Consider the following 20490-nt stretch of genomic DNA (forward strand, 5'->3'; position numbering starts at 1 on the left):
TTACGGCGGCCATAGCGTGAGGGAAACGCCCGGTCACATTCCGAACCCGGAAGCTAAGCCTCACAGCGCCGATGGTACTGCAGGGGGGACCCTGTGGGAGAGTAGGACACCGCCGGACTCCTTTTAAACGAAAGAGCCACCCAACGCTGGGTGGCTCTTTCGCGTTAACACGACAACGACTCAAAGGCCGCGCGGCTCACGCGCGGCCTTTGCTGTATCCGAGGTGCTTTTCCAGCGTGCGCGCCGCGGCGCGGACAGCATCCGCCGCCTTTGGGTCTCCGCGCTGTTCCCACGTGACGGCGACGGCCGCCGCGGGCCACCCCGCGTGGTCTCGCACGGCGACGGCCACCGAACGGAACTCTGGCGTCACCTCGCCGTCCTCTGATGCGATCCCTGTGGTCCGGGCTTCTCGCAGCACCTCGCGCAACTCCGACGGTCGCGCCGGCCCGTGCCCGGTACGGTCGGTGAACGCCGCGGCATCGGGGTAGAGCGCACGTACCTGACTCTGAGGCAGCATGCTGAGCATCGCGCGCCCGGTTGCGGTGAGGTGAGCCGGGAGCCGCACGCCGACGTCGGTGACGAGAGCGGGGCGTCGAGCCGCGCGTTCCTCGACGATGTAGAGCACGTCGCGTCCACTCATCACCGCAAGGTGAGCGCTCTCGCCCACCTGGTCGGCGAGGGCCGCGATCACGGGCCTTCCCAGCCGCGCGAGCGGCTCCTGTCGCGCGTAGCCACCGGCGAGTTCGAACGCGCTCGTCCCGAGACCCCAGCGTCGCTCCTGGGGGAGGTGCACGACGAAGCCGTGCGTCTCGAGCGTCGCGAGCAGGTGATAGATGGTCGACCGCGGAATGCCGAGATCCCGGGCCAGCGACGAAGCCGCGACCGGTGCAGGCCGTCGCGCCAGATGGCGCAGGACGCGCAACGTCTGATCCGCCGCCGGCACCTGAGGTCGGTGGGCGTCGCTTTTGTCTGGGATCACAGACACAGTCTCTCACCGCAGCACCCGTTCGTGCCCCGGAGCGGGTGGAATCGATACATGCAGTCATCTTCCTCCGTGATCATCGGCGATGCGCCGCTTGCACCCGCACAGGTCGTCTCCGTCGCGCGCGGCGGCGCACCCGTTGAGATCAGTGACGGCGCGCGAGCGCGCGTCGCCGCTGCCCGTGCCGTCATCGACGACCGGGCCGCCGACCCGCATCCGCATTACGGCGTGTCCACCGGTTTCGGTGCGCTCGCGACGACCTTCATCGCCCCGGAGCGGCGTCGTCAGCTGCAGGCGAGTCTGATCCGTTCGCATGCCGCAGGTACGGGTGCCGAGGTCGAGACCGAGGTGGTGCGCGCACTGCAGCTGCTGCGGCTGCAGACACTCGCGTCCGGTCACACCGGCGTGCGCCCGGTAGTCGTCGACACGTACGCCGCGATGCTCAACGCCGGCATCACGCCGGTCGTGCGCGAGTACGGTTCGCTCGGCTGTTCCGGCGACCTCGCGCCGCTCGCGCATGTCGCGCTGGCCGCGATGGGCGAGGGCGATGTGCGGGATGCGCACGGTGAGCTGATGCCCGCGGCGGATGCCCTGTCGGCAGCATCCATCGAGCCGCTCGTGCTCGTCGAAAAAGAAGGTCTCGCCCTCATCAACGGCACTGACGGGATGCTGGGCATGCTGCTGCTGGCGCTGCACGACCTCGAGACCCTTGTGACCACCGCCGACCTCGCAGCGGCCATGTCGATCGAGTCGCAGCTGGGTACGGACGCCGTGTTCGCCGCCGACCTCATGGCACTGCGACCGCAGCTCGGGCAGGCCACCAGTGCCGCCAACCTGCGTGCGTTCCTGGGGGACTCGCCGATCGTCCACTCGCACAAGGGCCCCGAGGACGGCCGCGTGCAGGATGCATACTCGTTGCGGTGCTCGCCACAGGTGCACGGTGCCGTGCGCGACACCATGGCGCACGCCGCACTGATCGGTGAGCGCGAACTGGCATCCGTCGTCGACAACCCCGTCGTGACCACCGACGGGCGCATCGCCTCGAACGGCAACTTCCACGGCGCACCGGTCGCCGCAGTGCTCGACTTCCTGGCCATCTCGGTGGCCGACCTCGCCTCGATCTCGGAGCGGCGCACCGATCGCGCGCTCGACCCGGCGCGCAGCCACGGGCTGCCGCCCTTCCTCGCTCACGAAGTGGGCGTCGACTCGGGGCTGATGATCGCGCAGTACGCCGCTGCCGGAATCGTCTCCGAGCTGAAGAGGCTTGCCGTTCCAGCATCCGTCGACTCCATCCCGTCGTCGGCCATGCAGGAGGACCACGTCTCGATGGGCTGGGCGGGTGCGCGCAAGCTGCGCCGCGCCATCGACGGGCTCGCGCGGGTGCTCGCGATCGAGCTGATCACCGGCGCCCGCGCGCTCGATCTGCGTGCGCCCCTGAAAGCGGGGCCCGCCACGGGCGCCGTGCGGGATCTCGTGCGCACGGTCGCCGCAGGTCCCGGGCCCGACCACTTCCTCTCACCCGACATGGAGGCCGTCACCGAGCTCGTGCGCTCGGGCGCGGTCGCCCGCACTGCGAAGGAGCACGCCGATGTCTGACACCACCACCCGTACCGTCCGTGCCGCGCGCGGCAACGAGCGCACCGCCAAGACCTGGGGCGCCGAGGCCGCCAAGCGGATGCTGATGAACAACCTCGACCCCGAGGTTGCCGAGCATCCCGAGGATCTCGTCGTCTACGGCGGAACGGGACGGGCCGCCCGCAGCTGGGAGGCGTACGACGCGATCGTGCGCACCCTCGACGAGCTCGAACCCGATGAGACGCTGCTGGTGCAGTCCGGCAAGCCCGTTGGCGTGTTCCGCACACACGAGTGGGCGCCGCGGGTGCTGATCGCCAACTCGAACCTCGTCGGCGACTGGGCGACCTGGCCCGAGTTCCGTCGCCTGGAAGCACTCGGACTGACGATGTACGGGCAGATGACGGCCGGGTCGTGGATCTACATCGGCACCCAGGGCATCCTGCAAGGCACCTACGAGACCTTCGCCGCGGTTGCACGTTCGCTGGGCCGGGACTCGCTCAAGGGCACGCTCACCCTCACCGGCGGTGCCGGCGGCATGGGCGGCGCGCAGCCGCTGGCAGTCACCCTCAACGAGGGCGTGGTGCTGATCGTCGACGTCGACGAGTCGCGTCTTGAGCGTCGCGTGGCGCACGGCTATCTGGACGAGTACACCACTGATCTCGATGCGGCCATCGCGCGCGTCGTCGCCGCCAAGGGGGCCGGCGAGGCCCTCTCGGTGGGCGTGGTCGGCAATGCGGCCGAGGTGTTCCCCGAACTGCGTTCGCGCGGCGTGCCGATCGATGTCGTCACCGACCAGACCAGTGCGCACGACCCGCTTGCCTACCTGCCGCTGGGCATCGCGTTCGCTGATTGGAAGGCCGAGGCCGAACGCGACCCAGAGGCGTTCACCCGCCGCTCCCGTGAGTCGATGGCCGCGCACGTGGCCGCGATGGTCGCGTTCCAGGACGCAGGTGCGGCCGTGTTCGACTACGGCAACTCCATTCGTGCCGAGGCGAAGCTGGGCGGATTCGACCGGGCGTTCGAGTTCCCCGGGTTCGTGCCGGCGTACATCCGCCCGCAGTTCGAGGAGGGGCGCGGACCGTTCCGCTGGGCTGCGCTGTCGGGCGACCCTCAGGACATCTATAAGACCGACCGGGCGATCGCCGAGCTGTTCCCCGAAGACGCTGCGCTGCACCGCTGGCTGGACAAGGCCGGCGAGAAGGTGCACTTCGAGGGTCTGCCTGCGCGGATCTGCTGGCTCGGGTACAAGGAGCGCCACCTGGCGGGTCTGAAGTTCAACGAGATGGTCGCCTCGGGCGAGCTCTCGGCGCCGATCGTGATCGGCCGCGACCACCTCGACTCGGGATCGGTCGCGTCTCCCTACCGTGAGACCGAGGCGATGAAAGACGGATCGGATGCCATCGCCGACTGGCCCCTGCTGAATGCGCTGCTGAACACGGCGTCCGGGGCGAGCTGGGTGTCGCTGCACCACGGCGGCGGCGTCGGCATCGGCCGGTCGATCCATGCCGGGCAGGTGACCGTCGCCGACGGCAGCGAACTGGCCGCCCAGAAGCTGGAGCGCGTGCTGACCAATGACCCGGGTACCGGTGTCATGCGGCACGTGGACGCCGGGTACGAACACGCCCGTGATATCGCCCGCGAGCGCGGCCTGAACATCCCGATGGGCCTGTAGTCGCCCCGCACTCGCGTACCCTCCCCACGAGGGGTCAAGAAACGTCGTGTCACCCCGCGCGAACCCGACAGAATTTGACCCCTCGTGGGGTGGGGTGGGGAGAGGGAGACGGAGAAAGGGAGAGAGGATGCTGATGACGAGGACGCTGATCACCAACATCGGGGAGCTGACGACCAACGACCCGGCGGTCGACGGGACGGCGACCGGAACCATGCGCGACGCCGCCGTGCTCATCGACCACGGCCGCATCGAGTGGGTCGGCGCGGCCGACGCGGTTCCCACGACACCCGAGGGGTATCTGGAAGTGGATGCCCGAGGCCGGGCGCTCATCCCCGGATTCGTCGACAGCCACAGTCACATCGTGTTCGGCGGGGACCGCGCCGCCGAGTTCGAGGCGCGCATGGCCGGGCAGAAGTACGCCGCCGGGGGCATCCGATCGACGGTGGCGGCTACGCGCGCGGCATCCGACGACGATCTGCGCACGCGACTGCGCGGGTTCCTCGACGAGATGCTCGCGCAGGGCACCACCACCATCGAGATCAAGAGCGGCTACGGGCTCGACGTCGAGACCGAGGCGCGCCTGGTGCGCCTGGCCGCCGAGGTGACCGACGAGGTGACGTTCCTCGGGGCGCACGTCGTGCCGGCCGAGTACGCCGATCGCGGCGACGAATACGTCGACCTGGTCGTCGGCGACATGCTCGACGCATGCGCGCCGCACAGCAAATGGATCGACGTGTTCTGCGAGACCGGTGCGTTCACGGTGCCCCAGTCGCGTCGGGTGCTCGAAGCGGGCATCGCGCGTGGCCTGCAGCCTCGGGTGCACGCCAGTCAGCTGGGCCCGGGGGAGGGTGTGCAGCTCGCCGTCGAGCTGGGCGCAGCCTCGATCGACCACGGCACCTACCTGGCCGAGGCGGACGTGGCCGCGCTCGCCGCATCCGAGACCGTGCTCACCCTGCTGCCCGGTGTGGAGTTCTCGACCCGGCAGCCGTACCCCGATGCGCGTGCGCTGATCGACGCGGGGGTGACGGTGGCGTTGGCCTGCGACACCAACCCAGGGTCGAGCTTCACCTCGTCGATGCCGTTCTGCATCGCCGTGGCCGTGCGGGACATGGGTATGACAACGGCCGAGGCGGTTTGGGCAGCGACGGCGGGAGGTGCGCAGGCGCTGCGCCGCGATGACATCGGTGTGATCGCCGTCGGCAAACGGGCCGACCTCGTGCTGCTCGATGCTCCCACGCGCGTGCACCTGGCGTACCGGCCCGGCGTGCCCCTGATCGCGCACGTCTGGAAGGACGGTGAGCGGATCCGCTGAGACGGCCCTGCCATTGGTGGACGCGGGTAGCGTGGGGGCATGGCTCGAATCCTCATCATCGGCGGTCACGGAAAGATCGCGCTGCTGCTCGCTCCGCTCCTCGTCGCGCGTGGTGACGAGGTCTCGGCGGTGATCCGCAACCCGCAGCACGCCGAAGACGTGCGCGCGACGGGTGCGGTACCGATCGTCTTCGACGTGGAGCACGAGGGGCAGGCCGCGCTGGCGCGCGTCATCGCCGGGCACGACGCCATCGTCTGGTCGGCTGGCGCGGGCGGCGGCAACCCGCAGCGCACGAAAGCCGTCGACCACGACGCCGCGGTGCGTTCGATGGATGCCGCGGCGGATGCCGGAGTACAGCGCTACGTCATGGTCTCGTACTTCAACGCCTCACCGGATCACGGCATCGACCCTGCGGACGGGTTCTTCGCGTACGCCGAGGCCAAGGCCGCCGCGGATGCGCACCTGCGGGCATCCGCACTGGATTGGACGATCCTCGGGCCGAGCCGTCTGACGCTCGCCGCCCCGAGCGGCCGCATCGACGCGACGGCCGAGGTGTCGGGGGAGGTCTCGCGCGCGAATGTCGCCGAGGCGATCGCCGCGACCCTGCACGACCCCTCGACGATCGGTCGCACGATTCGGTTCAACGACGGGGAGACGCCGATCGCGGAGGCGATCCGCGGCCGCTGACCCGGCCTACCCCCGATCGACCAGCCCGGCGAGCAGTTCCAGCACGCACAGGGCGGCCAGGCGAACGGTGCGCCCGTCCGGGGCATCCGCGGTCGCGTCGACCTCGGCGATGTCGGCGCCGACCACCCGGGCATCCGATGCGACACGGCGCGTCAGCGCCCGCAGCTCCCACGCGGCGAGGCCGCCGGGAACGCTGGCAGGGCACCCCGGCGCCACCGAGCGGTCGCAGACGTCGACGTCGATGTCGAGGTGCACGCGGGCATCCGCCCCGGCACCCGCCACCTCGAGCGCTTCCGCCGCGACGTCGTCGATGCCGCGCCGGCGCACCTCGTCGAGAGTGATGACACGGATGCCCCAGTCGGCCGCGCGCTGCGCGTAGAACGCAGAGTTCGCGAAGTCGGCGATCCCGATCTGCACGATGCGCCGCGGATCGATCCGTTGCGCCTCGGGGGCATCCTCGACGAGTCGGCGCACGGGGGTGCCGTTGGAGACGCCGTCGCGCAGGTCGAAGTGCGCGTCGAACGTGATCAGGCCGGTCGCGGAGACACCGCGGGCGACCGAGTAGGTGAGCGAGTTGTCGCCGCCGAGGGCGATGACCCGGCGAGCGGATGCCGCCAGCTCGGCCACCCGGTCGACCGTGCGCTCGGTGCCCGCGGCGGAGTCCGGGTCGTCGATGTCGCCCGCATCGGCGATGCGCAGCGCTGCGCCGAGGTCGATCGCCGGCGGGCCCATCAGCGTCGGGCTGTATCGGGCGAGAGCGTCGCGGATGGCTCCAGGGGTGGCATGGGCCCCGGTGGGGGACAGCGAGGTGCTGTGCACCGGAACGCCGAGCAGCGCGGCATCCACGCGCTCGCCGTCGAACGCGGGCCAACTTCCGGCGCGGGGCCAGGACGGATCGTGCGAGAGTGCCATGCGTTCAGACTCCGGGGATCAGGGCGTGCGCGATCGCGAAGATCGTCACGCCGGCGAGGGCACCGACGACGGTGCCGTTCAGGCGGATGTACTGCAGGTCGCGGCCCACCATGAGCTCGATCTTCTCGGTGGTCTCGGCCGGATCCCAGCGTTCGACGGTGTCGGTGATGATCGAGGCGATGTCGTGCCGGTAACGGTCGACGAGGAACACAGCGCCCTCGGTGGCCCAGCCGTCGACGCGTCGCTGCAGGGCCGCATCCGTCGTCAGGCGTCGGCCGATGTCTTCCAGCGCCGTGGTCGCGCGCAGCCGCAGACCGCTCTGCGGGTCGGCGAGGGCCGCGAGCAGCCCGGCCTTGGCGGTGTTCCAGGCCTGAGCGGCGAGCTCGCCGACACGGGGGCTGTCGAAGACGCTCGCCTTCGCCCCCTCCAGACGTGCACGCATTGCCGGGTCGTGCTGCAGTCCGTCGGCGAGGCGGGCCAGGTAGCCGTCGACGGCGAGACGCGCCGGATGCTGCGGATCGGCCTGCACGGCGCGGATGAACTTCACGGCTTCGGCGTACGCGGTCTCGTCGACGAAGCGGTGCGCGAGGTGCGGAACCCAGGCGGGAAGACGTCGCGAGATCAACCCTTGGAACGCGGTGGAGTTGTTGTCGAGCCAGCCGGCGATGTTGTCGACGGCGAGGTCGACGGCGCCACGGTGGGCGTCGGCCTGCACGATCTTCTCGAGCCATGCCCCTGCGGGCGGGCCCCACTCCGGTTCGACCAGGTGGTCGTGGGCGAGGTCGGCGATGAGATCGCGCACATCGTCGTCGCTGAGCGCGCGCAGCACTGCTGCGGCGATCGTCGAGCCCTCGGCGGCGACGCGCTGCGCGTGCGCGGGCTGGGACAGCCAATCGCCGAGGCGATGCGCCACCGCGGTCGAGGACACCTTCTGCCGCACGACCTCGGCGGAGAGGAAGTTCGTCTCGACGAACTCTCCCAGTGACCGGCCGATCTCATCCTTGCGGTTCGGGATGATCGCGGTGTGCGGGATGGGGAGCCCGAGGGGCCGGCGGAACAGAGCGGTCACGGCGAACCAGTCGGCCAGCGCCCCGACCATGCCGCCTTCGGCCGCCGCGCGTACATAACCGAACGCGGGGTAGCGGCCCTGGAGGGCGAATGCGATCACGAAGACCACCGCCATCAGCAGCAGCGCGCCCAGCGCCACCGCCTTCATGCGGCGGAGCCCGCGGAGTCGCTCCTGGTCGGCGGGTGAGAGCAGTGCCATCGGTGTGCGCGGCATGTGGTCATCCTTTCACGCGCACCGGCGCGAGCGTGTCAGGGCGGACTACGCTCGGAGATGTGATCGAAGACATCCAGAAGCGCGCCCTGCACCGCACCAGCATCCTCGAGGGTCAGCTGCGCGGCATCACCCGGATGATCGAGAACGAGGAGTACTGCATGGACATCATCACGCAGTCGCGTGCCGTGCAGCGCTCGCTCGAGTCGCTCAACCGACTGCTGCTCGAGAACCACCTGCGCACGCACGTCACGCACATGTTCGAAGCCGGGGGCGAAGAGCGCGACCAGGCGGTCGGCGAGCTGCTCAAGGCCTTCGATTTCGATCGAAAGTAGGTTCATTTCCGTTGTCAAGCATCATTCTGACAACGGATATCGTCGCGCTATCCGGTAAATTCTTCGCTTTTCGCTGTACCTCCCCGCTGAGTTGTGGTTGACTATCGGCACGTCAGAACTCAACGTGGAGGTTCCATGGCCGATTCCGCACCGGCGGCGACCGCACCCGATACCGGCAACACGACCGGGGGTGTCGAGATCGTCGGCGTCACCAAGCGCTACGGCGACTCCATCGCCGTCGACAACCTCTCACTCTCGATCCAGCCGGGGGAGTTCCTCTCGCTGCTCGGCCCGTCCGGCTGCGGCAAGACGACGACCCTGCGCATGATCGCCGGGTTCGAGCATCCCGACAGCGGCGACATCAGCATCTCGGGACGCAGCGTGCTGGGGCTGCCGCCGTACAAGCGTGAGGTCAACACCGTCTTCCAGGCCTACGCGCTGTTCCCGCACATGTCGGTGGCCGAGAACGTCGCATACGGTCTGCAGCAGCGCGGCGTGCCCAAGGCCGAGCAGCGCCAGCGGGTCGCCGAGGCCCTCGACATGGTGCAGCTGCGCCGATTCGCTGACCGCAAACCCACGATGCTCTCGGGCGGTCAGCAACAGCGCATCGCGCTTTCGCGGGCACTGATCAACCGGCCCAGCGTCCTTCTGCTCGATGAGCCTCTGGCGGCGCTCGACCGACAGCTGCGCGAAGAGATGCAGGTCGAGTTGAAGCTGCTGCAGGCACGACTGGGAACCACCTTCGTGTTCGTCACCCACGACCAGGGCGAGGCGCTGTCGATGAGCGACCGCATCGCCGTCATGCGGGCCGGGCGCATCGAGCAGCTCGACGGCCCCGAGCAGATCTACGCGGCGCCCGCGTCGGCGTATGTGGCCTCGTTCATCGGCCAGCAGAACTTCGTGCAGGGCACCGTCGCTGCTGACGGCGCGGCCATCGACACCGACCTCGGTGTGATCGCCGGACCGTGGGGCGGAGAACGGGTATCTCCCGGCGGATCGGCCGTCGCCGCCATCCGCCCCGAGTTCATCCGCCTCGAATCCGCGGGCTCGACCGCGAACGGCGCAGACGCCCGCGTGCTCAGCGTGTCGTACCTGGGCGAGACGCTGCAGGTCGTGGTCGGCGCCGGCGAGCAGACCCTGCTCGTGCGCACGCCCGCACCGACGGCACCCTCGGTCCGCGTCGACGACGACGTGCGCTGCGTCTGGTCACCCGACGATGTGCGGCTGTTCGCCACCGATGGCGCGCCGCTGGCATCCACCCACGTCATCACCCTGCCCGACCGCTCCGGCACCTGACCGCGCGGTTCCCACCCCACGCACCTACCCGACGCACGAAGGAGTGCACTCATGAACGACAGCAACAGCATCCGCATTCTCGCCGACAGCACCATCGCGCCCCTCGTGCGCCGCCAGCTCACCCGCCGCGGCTTCATCGCCGCGGTCGCCGCCGTCGGCGCCGCCGGCGTCCTCACCGCCTGCTCACCCGGCGGATCCAGCGCGCCCGCACCGGGCGCCACCGGAGGGGCCACCGAAGACCAGTTGTCGATCTACAGCTGGGGAGAGTACGACTCTCCCGACGTCGTCGAAGCGTTCACCAACGAACACGGCGCCAAGGTCATCATGGACACCTTCGCCTCGAACGAAGAGATGATCGCCAAGCTCATCGCGGCCAAGGGCACCAGCGGGTTCGACCTGGTCGTCCCGACCGGCATCTTCATCCCGCAGATGATCGAGAACGGACTGCTCGCCAAGCTGAACCTCGACCTCATCCCCAACATCGAGTACATGGACCCCGCGTTCCTCGGCCGCGCCTGGGACCCGAACAACGAGTACTCGATCTGCAAGGCCTGGGGCACCACCGGCTTCGTCTACGACAAGACCGTCATCACCCGCGAACTGAAGACGTGGAACGACTTCATCGACGCCGCCCAGAACGAGGCCTCGGGCAAGACCTCGGTGCTCGATGACCCGGCGCCCCTCGGCGGCATCTACTACTGGGCCAACGGCATCGACTGGAACACGACCGATCCGGCCGACCACGACGCCTGCGAGAAGTTCCTCGTCGAAGAGCTCGCCCCGCACATCTCGGCCTTCGATTCGTACCCGGGCGGCGCCGCGATCCCCCAGGCCTCGCACGCACTCATGCAGGTGTGGAACGGTGACGCGCGTCTGGGCATCATGGAGTCATCCGACCCCGACCGCTGGCAGTGGGTGCTCGGTGCGCCCGACACCGAGCTGTGGATGGACAACTGGGCACTCGCCGTCGGCGCGCCCCACCCCGAGGCTGCCCACGCGTTCCTGAACTTCATCCTCACGCCCGAGAACCAGCTGCTGCAGGTCGACTACATCGGCTACGACACCGGCGCCAAGGACATCCGCGCCGCCGCCGAGGACGCCGGACTCGAGATGCTCGACATGGTGTTCTTCGACGAGGCGCAGGTGGCGACCATGCACGAGGGCAAGGTCACCGAGTCGCAGGCGCGGATCGTCGAGATCTGGAACAAGACGAAGGCCGCTGCCGGTGCGTAGTCCGCGCTTCGGGCTGGCCGTTCCCGCCTGGGCATGGCTGGCCATCTTCTTCATCGCGCCCATCGCGATGGTCGTCTGGTTCAGCTTCGGCTACAAGCCCGGAATCTTCGGCACGCACGCCAACGACGTGCTGTCGCTGGACCGATACGCCGAGGCGATGTCACCGACGTTCTTCGCGACGTTCCAGAACACCCTGTGGGTGGGCGTGATCGGCACGGTGCTGTGCCTGGCGATCGGAGCCCCGGTCGCCTACTGGATGGCCGTCAAGGCTCCGCCCTCGCGGCGCGGTCTGCTGATCGCGCTGGTGATGGTGCCGTTCTGGACCAACTTCCTGGTGCGCACCCTGGGATGGCAGGTCATCCTCGCCCCCGAGGGCTGGCTGTCGTCGGCGCTGCAGGGCATCGGGCTGCTCGACGGGCCGCTCGACATCCTGTACTCCCGCGGGGCGGTGCTCATCGGTGTCGTCTACAACTACCTGCCGCTGATGATCCTGCCGCTGTACGTCGCCTTCGACCGCGTGGGCACCCCGCTGCGCGAGGCGAGCAAAGACCTCGGCGCCAGCTCGGTGCGCACCTTCCTGCGCGTCACCGTTCCGCTGGCGCAGCCGGGCATCGTCGCCGGTGTGCTGCTGGTCTTCATCCCGCTGATGGGCGACTACATCACCGCCACCGTGCTTGGCGGGGCCCAGGGCAACATGGTCGGTCAGCTTGTGGCGAGCCAGTTCGGCACCGCGCAGAACTGGGCGCTTGGCTCGGCGATGGCGGTGCTGCTCATCCTCATCATCATGCTGACGATCGGCGTCGCCGCGGCCATCCTGTGGCTGGTCACGCTGCCGTTCCGTCGGCGCAACCGTCTCGTGCTCGGGGAGGCCTCATGACCGACGTGCGCATTCGTCGCCGCGGCACGGGCGACCGGATCCTGGGGATCTGGTCGGTGCTCGTGTACGCGTTCCTGTTCCTGCCGATCATCGTGATCGTGCTGTCGTCGTTCAACTCGGGGCGCCTGCTGGTCGCCTGGGACGGCTTCAGCCTCGAACCCTTCGCCGCCCTGTTCGAGAAGCCCGTGATCCGCGACGCCGTGATGGTGTCGCTGCGCACCGGTCTGATCGCGGCGCTGCTGGCATCGGTGCTCGGCACGCTCGCCGGAGTCGCGATGGCCAGACGCCCCGGCCGCTGGGTGTGGTGGTTCCTGATGCTGCTGCTGCTGGTCGCTGTCACGCCCGAGATCGTCGACGCGATCGCCCTGCTGCCGTGGATGGTCTTCCTGGGGCAGGACCTCGGCATCGGCATCTTCAACGACGGCACCATGCGATTGGTCGTCGGTCACTCGCTGTTCTCGGTGGCGATCGTGTCGTACATCGTCCGCTCGCGGCTGGTCGGCCTTGACGAGAAGCTCGAAGAGGCGTCGGCCGACCTGTACGCGCCACCGCTGCGCACCTTCCTGCGGGTCACCCTGCCGCTGGCCATGCCGGCCGTGCTCGCCGGGTTCTTGCTGTCGTTCACCCTCAGCCTCGACAACACGGTGGTGTCGGCGTTCGTGCAGGTCTCGGGCACCACGCCCTGGCCGGTGTACGTGCTGAGCTCGCTGCGCAGCGGACTCCGCCCCGAGATCGCCGCGGTCTCGACGGTCATGCTGCTGCTGACCCTGGTGTCGTTGGCGCTCGTGGCGCTGGTTCTCAAACGCGCCGGCGACTCGGCGACGGATATTGCTCGAACGATGGGAGGCGGCTGAGTTGGCTCACGCAGATCTGGTTTTCACCGGTGGTGCATACGGCGGGCGGGTGTTCTGTGCGGACTCCAGCCGGGGACGCGCCGATAGCGTCGCCGTCCGCGGCGGGCGCATCGTCGCGCTCGGAGCCGAGGCGACCGCGTTGATCGGTCCCGATACCGAGGTCATCGATCTCGACGGTCGGCTGCTGATCCCCGGCTTCCAGGACGCGCACGTGCATCCGCTGTGGGGCGGCCTCGACCTGCTGCGCTGCGATCTGTCTGACCTGTCGACGGCGGACGCCTACCTCGAACGCATCCGTGGCTACGCGCAGGCGAACCCAGGCGACGACTGGATCCTCGGCGGCGGCTGGCAGATGTCGGCTTTCCCCGGTGGTACCCCGACAGCGGCGGCGCTCGACGCGGTCGTCGCCGATCGCCCGGCCTTTCTGCCCAACCGCGATGGACACGGCGCCTGGGTGAACAGCCGCGCCCTGCAGCTGGCGGGCGTCACCCGCGATACCCCCGACCCGGCCGATGGGCGCATCGAGCGCGATGCCGACGGCAACCCGACGGGCACACTGCACGAGGGCGCGATGACGCTGGTGAACCGGCTGCTGCCCGAGGAACCGCACGAACGACTGCGTGAGGCGCTCGCCGTCGGCCAGGCGTACTTGCACTCGTTCGGGATCACCGCCTGGCAGGACGCCATCGTCGGCACACAGTACAGCGATGCCGGAGACCCCCTCCCGGTGTACATCGCGGCGGATGCCGCCGGTGAGCTCACCGGGCGCGTGGTGGGTTCGCTGTGGTGGGACCGCACCCGCGGGCTCGAGCAGATCGATGACCTCGTCGCGCGGCGCGAGAGCGCCCGGGGCGGGCGGTTCGCCGCGACCAGCATCAAGATCATGCAGGACGGCGTGGCCGAGAACTTCACCGCGTCGATGCTGGAACCGTACTGCGATGGGCACGGGCATCCCACCGAGAACGCGGGGATCTCGTTCGTTGAACCCGAGATCCTCAACGAGGCCGCTGCGCGTCTGGACGCTCTGGGATTCACCCTGCACTTTCACGCCATCGGCGACCGGGCGGTGCGCGAGTGCCTCGACGCCGTGGAGTCGGCGCTGCGCCGCAACGGGCCCCGTGGCAACCCGCATCACATCTCGCACATCCAGGTCGTGCACCCCGACGACGTGCCGCGGTTCCGCAGGCTCGGCGTGACGGCGAACATGCAGATGCTCTGGGCCGCTCTGGAACCCCAGATGGTCGACCTCACGCTGCCGTTCCTCGGAGAGGCGCGGTCGAGCTGGCAGTACCCGTTCGGTGACCTGCTGCGTGCGGGGGCCGCGCTCGCCGCCGGAAGCGACTGGTCGGTGTCGACACCGGATCCGATGGCGGCCATCCACACGGCCGTGAACCGGCGTTCGGCGCCCTCGGAGTGGGAGGGCGACTACCCGGCGTTCCTTCCGGAGCAGGCGATCGACCTCGGCACCGCGTTGCAGGCGTACACGGCCGGCTCGGCGCGGGTGAACTCGCTGCCCGAGACTGGCACGATCAGAGTGGGGATGCTGGCCGACCTCGCGCTGCTCGATCGGGATCCGTTCGACGGCCCCCTCGACGAGATCGGCGACACCCGGGTGATCGGCACGTGGGTCGAGGGGAAGCGGGTGTACGAGGGCTGACGGCCTCGGCGGCGGTCACCCCTTGCGGAGCCGGCGGTAGTCGCTCGGGCTCGTACCGTGCACGCGCCGGAACTGACGCGAGAAGTAGAACGGGTCGGTGTATCCGAGCCGGTCGGCGATCTCGGTGATGTTCAGCGTCGTGGTGTCGAGAAGTCGTCGCGCCCGTGCCATCTTCAGATCGCGATGGTAGGCGAGTACTCCGCCACCCGTTGCCGCTCGGAAGAGCGCCCCGAGGTGAGAGGGTGAGACGCCCACGAGCCGGGCGAGTTCAGAGACGCGGATGCTGCCTTCGGCGCGTTCGTCCAGGACGCGCATTGCCCGTTCCAGCGGTTCGCTGCGTTCGGCGAGGCGGCGATCCGCGGCGAGCTGGGTCATCAGATGCCAGGCGAGTCCGGTGGTGACGAGCAGACGGGGTGGCGAATGATCCCGTTCAAGTGCGGCGACGATCTGTTCGACCAGCGTCGTGATGCGTTCGGGGGACTGCAGCGGGAAGACGGCGGCCGGCTCTTCGGAGCCGATCGCGTGCCAGAGATGGTCCAGATCCTCGCCCTGCAGATGACACCACCAGATCGTCCAGGGATGATGAGTCTGCGCGCCGTAGGAATGCGGTGTGCCGCGAGGGATGAGGGCGGCGGTTCCAGGCTCGACCGTGATGCGGCCGTGCCCCACGTCGACCCACCCCTGCCCGTCTGTGCAGACCAGAAGTACCGTCTCAGGCGCTCCATGCGGTCTGACGCGCAGGTGATCCCGAGCCTCGGGGAACCAGCCTGCGTCGGTCACGAGCATACTGCTGGTGACCGGTCGGGTGAGGGCGTCCGTGACCACGGGACGCGGGATGACGCAGAGCCGCTGGCGTGCGAACCCCTCCCTGCGCTCCATGCAATTGAGCATGCCATAGATCAGCGAAACGTCCAGGTATGCGCCGAGAACGCCCATGGTCGTGCCGCAACCGGCGAGCCTAGCGTGGAGGACATGACCTCTTCACCTCAGTCGATCGTGCTGCCGGACCCGCCGGCGTCGGAGCGCGCCATCCTCGAAGCGGGCGGCGTCGCCTGCTGGGAACAGCCGATCACGATCGATACCTACGCCGCCGCCGAGCCCGATCGGTACCCTGCCTTTCTCGACCGCCGGGTCTATCAGGGCTCCAGCGGACGTATCTACCCGATGCCGTTCGTCGACCGCATCGAGAAAGAGGCGGCGCCGCGGACCTGGCGCGCGATCCACCTCGAGAATCAGTGGGTTCGCCTGGTCATGCTGCCCGAGCTCGGTGGGCGCATCCACGTCGGCTACGACAAGACCTGTGACTACGACTTCTTCTACCGCAACAATGTCATCAAGCCCGCACTCGTGGGCGTCGCGGGGCCGTGGGTATCGGGCGGTGTCGAGTTCAACTGGCCCCAGCATCACCGTCCCGCGACCCATCTGCCCGTCGAGACGCGTGTCGAACGGCGTCAGGACGGAACGGTCATCGTCTGGCACAGCGATCTCGACCCCCTGCAGCGCATGCGCGCCACCCATGGCATCAGCCTGCGGGGCGACTCCGCGCTGATCGGGCTCGAAGCACGCCTGGTCAACCGCACCGATGTGCCGCAGACCTTCTTGTGGTGGGCGAACGTCGCGGCACGTGCGCATGATCGGTACCAGTCGTTCTTCCCGACCGACGTCGGCTATGTCGCTGATCACGCCCGTCGTGCGATCACGGCGTTCCCGGCAGCCGATCGGCCGTACTACGGGGTCGACTACGCGGCTCTGGCACAGCAGACACCGGGGGCGGACCGTATCGATTTCTACGGCAACGTGCCGGTTCCGACCTCGTACATGATCACCGACACCGTCGACGATTTCTTCGGCGGCTACGACCACGATGCGCGCGCCGGGTTCGTGCACTGGGCGGATCGCGCGATCGCGCCGGGCAAGAAGATGTGGACGTGGGGAAACGGTCCGGTCGGCCATGCGTGGGATCGTCACCTCACCGATCACGACGGTCCGTACGTCGAGCTGATGGCGGGGGTCTTCACCGACAACCAGCCGGACTTCACGTGGTTGCGCCCCGGCGAGACACGATCGTTCGCGCAGTACTGGTACCCGATTCAGCGGATCGGTCCTGCCGTGCAGGCGACGCGTGAGGCGGCCATCGGTCTCGAGGTGGATGATCGCCGCGTGCGCGTGGGGGTCGCCACGACCGGCGTGCACTCCGCGGTGCGGATCTCCGTGCGCCGCGAGGATATGACGATCGTCGAGTGGACGTCGCCCGTCTCGCCCGGCGCGCCGTTCGTCGATGAGGTGCTGCTGACGGCGCCCGCGACCCGGGAGGACATCGAGGTCGTCGTGACCTCGGCAGACACCGGTGTGCATGAGCTCGTGCATTGGCGCGCGCACGATGCGGCTGTCGTCGAGCCGTGGGTGGCGAGCGAGCCGCCGGAGCCGGCGGGTATCGAATCGAACGACGAACTCGTCGTCACGGCACGCCACCTCGTGCAGTACCGCCACCCCACCCGCGCGGCGGAGCCCTACTTCCGCGAGGCCGTGTGCCGCGACCCCGGCGATGCGCGCGCACATGAGGGCCTCGCCCGCCTGTGCTTCTCCCGTGGGGAGTACCTGGCCGCTCTCGAGCATCTCGATGCCGCGCAGGCCCGCGAGACACGACGAAACCTTAACCCCGAGCACGGTGGCGTCAGCCTGTTGCGCGGTCTCGTGCTGGAGAGGCTGGAACGGTGGAGCGACGCCGCGGATGCCTTCGGCAAGGCGAGTTGGGACAGCGCTCTGCGCACCCCGGCGGCCCTGGGGCGCGCTCGGCTCGCTCTGCGGGCGGGCGATGCACAGCGCTCGCTCGAACTCGCCGAGCAAGCGGCAACGCACGATCCATTGAGCACGCAGCTCCTCGCGGCGCGCGTGGTCGCCCTGCGCGCCCTCGGTGCGGACCAGCGCGCCCGCGATCTGCTCGCGTCCGCCCGCGACGCCGATCCGCTGGACCCCCTGCTCGCGGCGCTCGACGATGCGCTCGACCCGCTCGATCCGCGTACCCTGCTCACGATGGCGCACGAGGTGCACCGGTACGGCGACCACGCCCGCGGCATCCGACTCGCCGAGCGGGCGGCCTCGGCGGGGCCGAGTGCCTTCGGCAACCCGGCCCCGATGGCGGCGTATGCGGTCGCCGCCTTCCTGGATGGCGCCGGAGCGCACCGCGAGGCTGCGATGGCGCGCGGGCGTGCGCGTGCTGTCGGTGCCCGACTCGCATTCCCCGCGGGGCTCGACGACCACGATGTGCTCTGCCGCGCCCTCGCCGCGGAGGCGGATGATGCGCGGGCGAACGGGATGCTCGGATGCTGGCTGCTCGACGCCGGGCGCACCGGCGCAGCGCTCGAAGCCCTCGATCGTGCGATCGAGCAGGGCGCTGAAGACCCGGTTGTCTGGCGCAACGCCGCGGTCGCCCTGGTGAACGCCGGCGGCGACCTCGATCTCGCCGACGCGCGCTATGCCTCGGCGCTCGAACGCAGCGGAGCCGCGGACGCTCGGCTCGTGTACGAGCGGGATCAGCTCGCCGGACTGCGCGGCGTCGACCCGGCCGATCGGCTGGAGGCGATCGAGCGTGCCGGAGCCGAGGTGCTGATCCGCGACGATCTCATGGTCGCCTATCTCGGCTTGTTGGTCGATCTCGACCGGGCCGAGCAGGCGCTGGAGGTGTTGCAGCGGCGGGAGTTCCAGCCGTTCGAAGGCGGCGAGGGCACGGTGCTCGCCGTGTTCGACCGGGCATCGGCTGCCGTCGCGCGCGAGGTGCTCGCACGGGATCCGGAGCGCGCCAGACGGTTGCTGCGGGCCGGGGTCGTGCCTCCGCAGAACCTCGGAGAGGGCCGTCACCCCGCTGATATCGTCGCGGAACGGTTCGTGCTCCTGGGAGACGCCGAGGCGGCGCTCGGTGATGACCGGGCCGCGGCGGTGTCCTGGTGTCGGGCGACAGCAGTTGACACGGCGTTGGCGGCTGAGGGGCATCGCATCACTGCGAGCGATGTCTGGATCGGTCGGGCGCATCTGCGTCTGGGGGAGTGGGCGCAGGCCGCGCGCGTGTGGGACGCGCTTGAGGCGCGTGCCGCGGAGCTGGAAGCGGCAGCGGATCGCAGCGATTACTTCGCCACCTCGATGCCCGAGCTGCTGCTCTTCTCTGTCGATACGGTCGAGCGTCGCCTCCAGGAGGCTCGGGCGCTGCGCGATCTCGCCGCCGAGGGACGTCGCGAGGCAGCGGCGGGCGGAGGATCCGGCACGATGCGCGCGGCCCCCTGACACCCCCACTTCGCGCCGAGACCCCCTGCTGCAGACGTCTGCAGCAGGGGGTCTCGGCGCTAGCTGGGGGTGTCAGAGGATGCGCGCCGCCTCGGTGAGCACACCGCGCAGGATGCTGCCGATCTCGCGGAACTCCGCCGGGCCGATCGTCAACGGCGGGGCGAGCTGGATGACGGGGTCGCCGCGGTCGTCGGCACGGCAGTACAGCCCCGCGTCGTAGAGCGCCTTCGAGAGGAACCCGCGCAGCAGACGCTCGGATTCGTCCTCGTCGAAGGTCTCCTTGGTGGTCTTGTCCTTGACCAGCTCGATGCCGAAGAAGTATCCGTCGCCGCGCACGTCGCCGACGATGGGCAGATCGAGCAGGGTCTCGAGCTCGGCGCGGAACAGCGGAGAGTTCTCGCGCACGTGGGCGTTCAGTCCCTCCTCATCGAAGATGGCGAGGTTCTCGAGCGCCACAGCGGCCGAGACCGGATGCCCGCCGAAGGTGTAGCCGTGCGGGAAGTACGTCTGCCCTTTCGAGAACGGCTCGTAGATGCGGTCGGAGATGATGGTGGCTCCGATGGGGGAGTATCCGCTGGTCATGCCCTTGGCACAGGTGATCATGTCGGGGACGTACCCGTACGCGTCGCACGCGAAGGTGTGGCCGATGCGGCCGAAGGCGCAGATGACCTCGTCCGACACCAGCAGCACGTCGTGGCGATCGCAGATCTCGCGGACACGCTGGAAGTAGCCCGGGGGAGGCGGGAAACAGCCGCCGGAGTTCTGCACCGGCTCGAGGAAGACCGCCGCGACCGTGTCGGGTCCTTCGAAGAGGATCATCTCTTCGATGCGGTTCGCCGCCCACCGGCCGAAGGCCTCGGGATCGTCGGCGGGCCCGCCCATCTCGGCGGCGCGGTAGAAGTTCGTGTTCGGCACGCGGAACCCGCCGGGGGTGAGTGGCTCGAACATCTCCTTCATCGCGGGGATGCCGGTGATCGCCAGGGCCCCCTGCGGGGTGCCGTGGTACGCGACCGAGCGCGAGATCACCTTGTGCTTTCCGGGGCGGCCCCGCAGCTTCCAGTAGTGCTTGGCGAGCTTGAAGGCGGTCTCGACGGCCTCACCACCGCCGGTGCTGAAGAAGACCCGGTTCAGGTCGCCGGGGGCCTCATCGGCGAGCCGGTCGGCCAACTCGATCGCCGCGGGGTGCGCGTACGACCACAGGGGGAAGAACGCCAGCTCTTCGGCCTGCTTCGCTGCAGCCTCGGCCAGCCGGCGGCGACCGTGTCCGGCATTGACGACGAACAGCCCGGCCAACCCGTCGATGTACTTGCGGCCGTCGGAGTCCCAGATGTGGTGTCCCTCGCCCTTGACGATCACCGGCACTCCAGAGGACTCCATCGTCGACTGACGAGTGAAGTGCATCCAGAGATGGTCCTTCGCTTTCTGCTGCAGTTCGGCGTTCATGTGTCGATATTGACACTGAACGTTACTGTTGGCAACAGAATTCGCAGGGAAAATGCCGCAGATGCTACGAAATCAGCATCCGCCCCTCGTGGGTGCCT

General features: G+C 69.2%; 16 protein-coding genes and 1 rRNA gene. 12 read left to right on the forward strand and 5 right to left on the reverse strand.

The window, feature by feature from the left end; genetic code table 11:
* Window position 1 precedes the first annotated feature (1 nt).
* Window positions 2-118 (forward strand): 5S ribosomal RNA (gene rrf / locus JF543_RS12810).
* A 78-nt stretch (window positions 119-196) separates the two neighbouring features.
* On the opposite strand, the gene JF543_RS12815 is transcribed toward rrf, so the two are convergent.
* A complete protein-coding gene (locus tag JF543_RS12815) occupies window positions 197-979 on the reverse strand; it encodes an IclR family transcriptional regulator (protein WP_431522703.1) in 783 nt (260 codons plus the stop codon).
* A gap of 57 nt (window positions 980-1036) precedes the next feature.
* Between JF543_RS12815 and hutH the strand changes: the two genes are divergently transcribed.
* From hutH to JF543_RS12835, 4 genes are all read left to right on the forward strand, one after another.
* Window positions 1037-2578: a histidine ammonia-lyase gene (hutH, locus tag JF543_RS12820; protein ID WP_206824633.1), complete on the forward strand. Its 1542-nt coding sequence runs from the start codon at window positions 1037-1039 to the stop codon at window positions 2576-2578.
* The gene (hutU, locus tag JF543_RS12825; protein ID WP_206824635.1) at window positions 2571-4229 is read left to right on the forward strand and encodes a urocanate hydratase; all 1659 of its coding nucleotides are present in this window, start codon (window positions 2571-2573) and stop codon (window positions 4227-4229) included. The genes hutH and hutU overlap by 8 nt, the downstream gene beginning before the upstream one ends.
* A gap of 133 nt (window positions 4230-4362) precedes the next feature.
* Complete coding sequence (gene hutI, locus JF543_RS12830; protein WP_206824637.1) at window positions 4363-5541, forward strand: imidazolonepropionase; 1179 nt, start codon at window positions 4363-4365, stop codon at window positions 5539-5541.
* Window positions 5542-5580: 39 nt separating this feature from the next.
* Window positions 5581-6228, forward strand: coding sequence for an NAD(P)H-binding protein (locus tag JF543_RS12835; RefSeq protein ID WP_206824639.1), 648 nt, complete (start codon window positions 5581-5583; stop codon window positions 6226-6228).
* A 6-nt stretch (window positions 6229-6234) separates the two neighbouring features.
* On the opposite strand, the gene JF543_RS12840 is transcribed toward JF543_RS12835, so the two are convergent.
* Window positions 6235-7140 (reverse strand): agmatinase family protein, encoded by a 906-nt coding sequence (locus tag JF543_RS12840; protein ID WP_179410239.1) that lies wholly within the window; start codon window positions 7138-7140, stop codon window positions 6235-6237.
* 4 nt (window positions 7141-7144) lie between these two features.
* Complete coding sequence (locus JF543_RS12845; protein ID WP_206824641.1) at window positions 7145-8422, reverse strand: DUF445 domain-containing protein; 1278 nt, start codon at window positions 8420-8422, stop codon at window positions 7145-7147.
* A gap of 59 nt (window positions 8423-8481) precedes the next feature.
* On the opposite strand from JF543_RS12845, the gene JF543_RS12850 reads away from it, so the two are divergent.
* From JF543_RS12850 to JF543_RS12875, 6 genes are all read left to right on the forward strand, one after another.
* Window positions 8482-8754 carry a metal-sensitive transcriptional regulator gene (locus tag JF543_RS12850; protein ID WP_179410241.1) on the forward strand — a complete coding sequence of 91 codons (273 nt, stop codon included), beginning with the start codon at window positions 8482-8484 and terminating at the stop codon, window positions 8752-8754.
* Between the two features lie 135 nt (window positions 8755-8889).
* The gene (locus JF543_RS12855) at window positions 8890-10050 is read left to right on the forward strand and encodes an ABC transporter ATP-binding protein (protein ID WP_179410242.1); all 1161 of its coding nucleotides are present in this window, start codon (window positions 8890-8892) and stop codon (window positions 10048-10050) included.
* Between the two features lie 51 nt (window positions 10051-10101).
* Window positions 10102-11283 carry a polyamine ABC transporter substrate-binding protein gene (locus tag JF543_RS12860; RefSeq protein ID WP_206824643.1) on the forward strand — a complete coding sequence of 394 codons (1182 nt, stop codon included), beginning with the start codon at window positions 10102-10104 and terminating at the stop codon, window positions 11281-11283.
* Window positions 11276-12160, forward strand: a complete 885-nt coding sequence (locus tag JF543_RS12865; RefSeq protein ID WP_179410244.1) for an ABC transporter permease — start codon at window positions 11276-11278, stop codon at window positions 12158-12160. The genes JF543_RS12860 and JF543_RS12865 overlap by 8 nt, the downstream gene beginning before the upstream one ends.
* Window positions 12157-13014 (forward strand): ABC transporter permease, encoded by an 858-nt coding sequence (locus JF543_RS12870; RefSeq protein WP_179410245.1) that lies wholly within the window; start codon window positions 12157-12159, stop codon window positions 13012-13014. The genes JF543_RS12865 and JF543_RS12870 overlap by 4 nt, the downstream gene beginning before the upstream one ends.
* Before the next feature lies 1 nt (window position 13015).
* Window positions 13016-14671, forward strand: coding sequence for an amidohydrolase (locus tag JF543_RS12875; protein ID WP_206822044.1), 1656 nt, complete (start codon window positions 13016-13018; stop codon window positions 14669-14671).
* A 15-nt stretch (window positions 14672-14686) separates the two neighbouring features.
* Here the strand turns inward: JF543_RS12875 and JF543_RS12880 are convergent, their stop codons facing one another.
* On the reverse strand, window positions 14687-15550 hold the full coding sequence (locus tag JF543_RS12880; protein WP_206824645.1) for a helix-turn-helix domain-containing protein: 864 nt from the start codon (window positions 15548-15550) through the stop codon (window positions 14687-14689).
* A gap of 93 nt (window positions 15551-15643) precedes the next feature.
* On the opposite strand from JF543_RS12880, the gene JF543_RS12885 reads away from it, so the two are divergent.
* Window positions 15644-18949 carry a DUF5107 domain-containing protein gene (locus JF543_RS12885; protein WP_206824646.1) on the forward strand — a complete coding sequence of 1102 codons (3306 nt, stop codon included), beginning with the start codon at window positions 15644-15646 and terminating at the stop codon, window positions 18947-18949.
* Window positions 18950-19021: 72 nt separating this feature from the next.
* Here the strand turns inward: JF543_RS12885 and JF543_RS12890 are convergent, their stop codons facing one another.
* Entirely contained in the window at window positions 19022-20392 is a 1371-nt protein-coding gene (locus JF543_RS12890; RefSeq protein WP_179410249.1) for an aspartate aminotransferase family protein, read from the reverse strand.
* Between the last annotated feature and the right edge of the window lie 98 nt (window positions 20393-20490).

The organism is Microbacterium esteraromaticum (assembly GCF_017303215.1).
Classification (GTDB): Bacteria; Actinomycetota; Actinomycetes; order Actinomycetales; family Microbacteriaceae; genus Microbacterium; species Microbacterium esteraromaticum_C.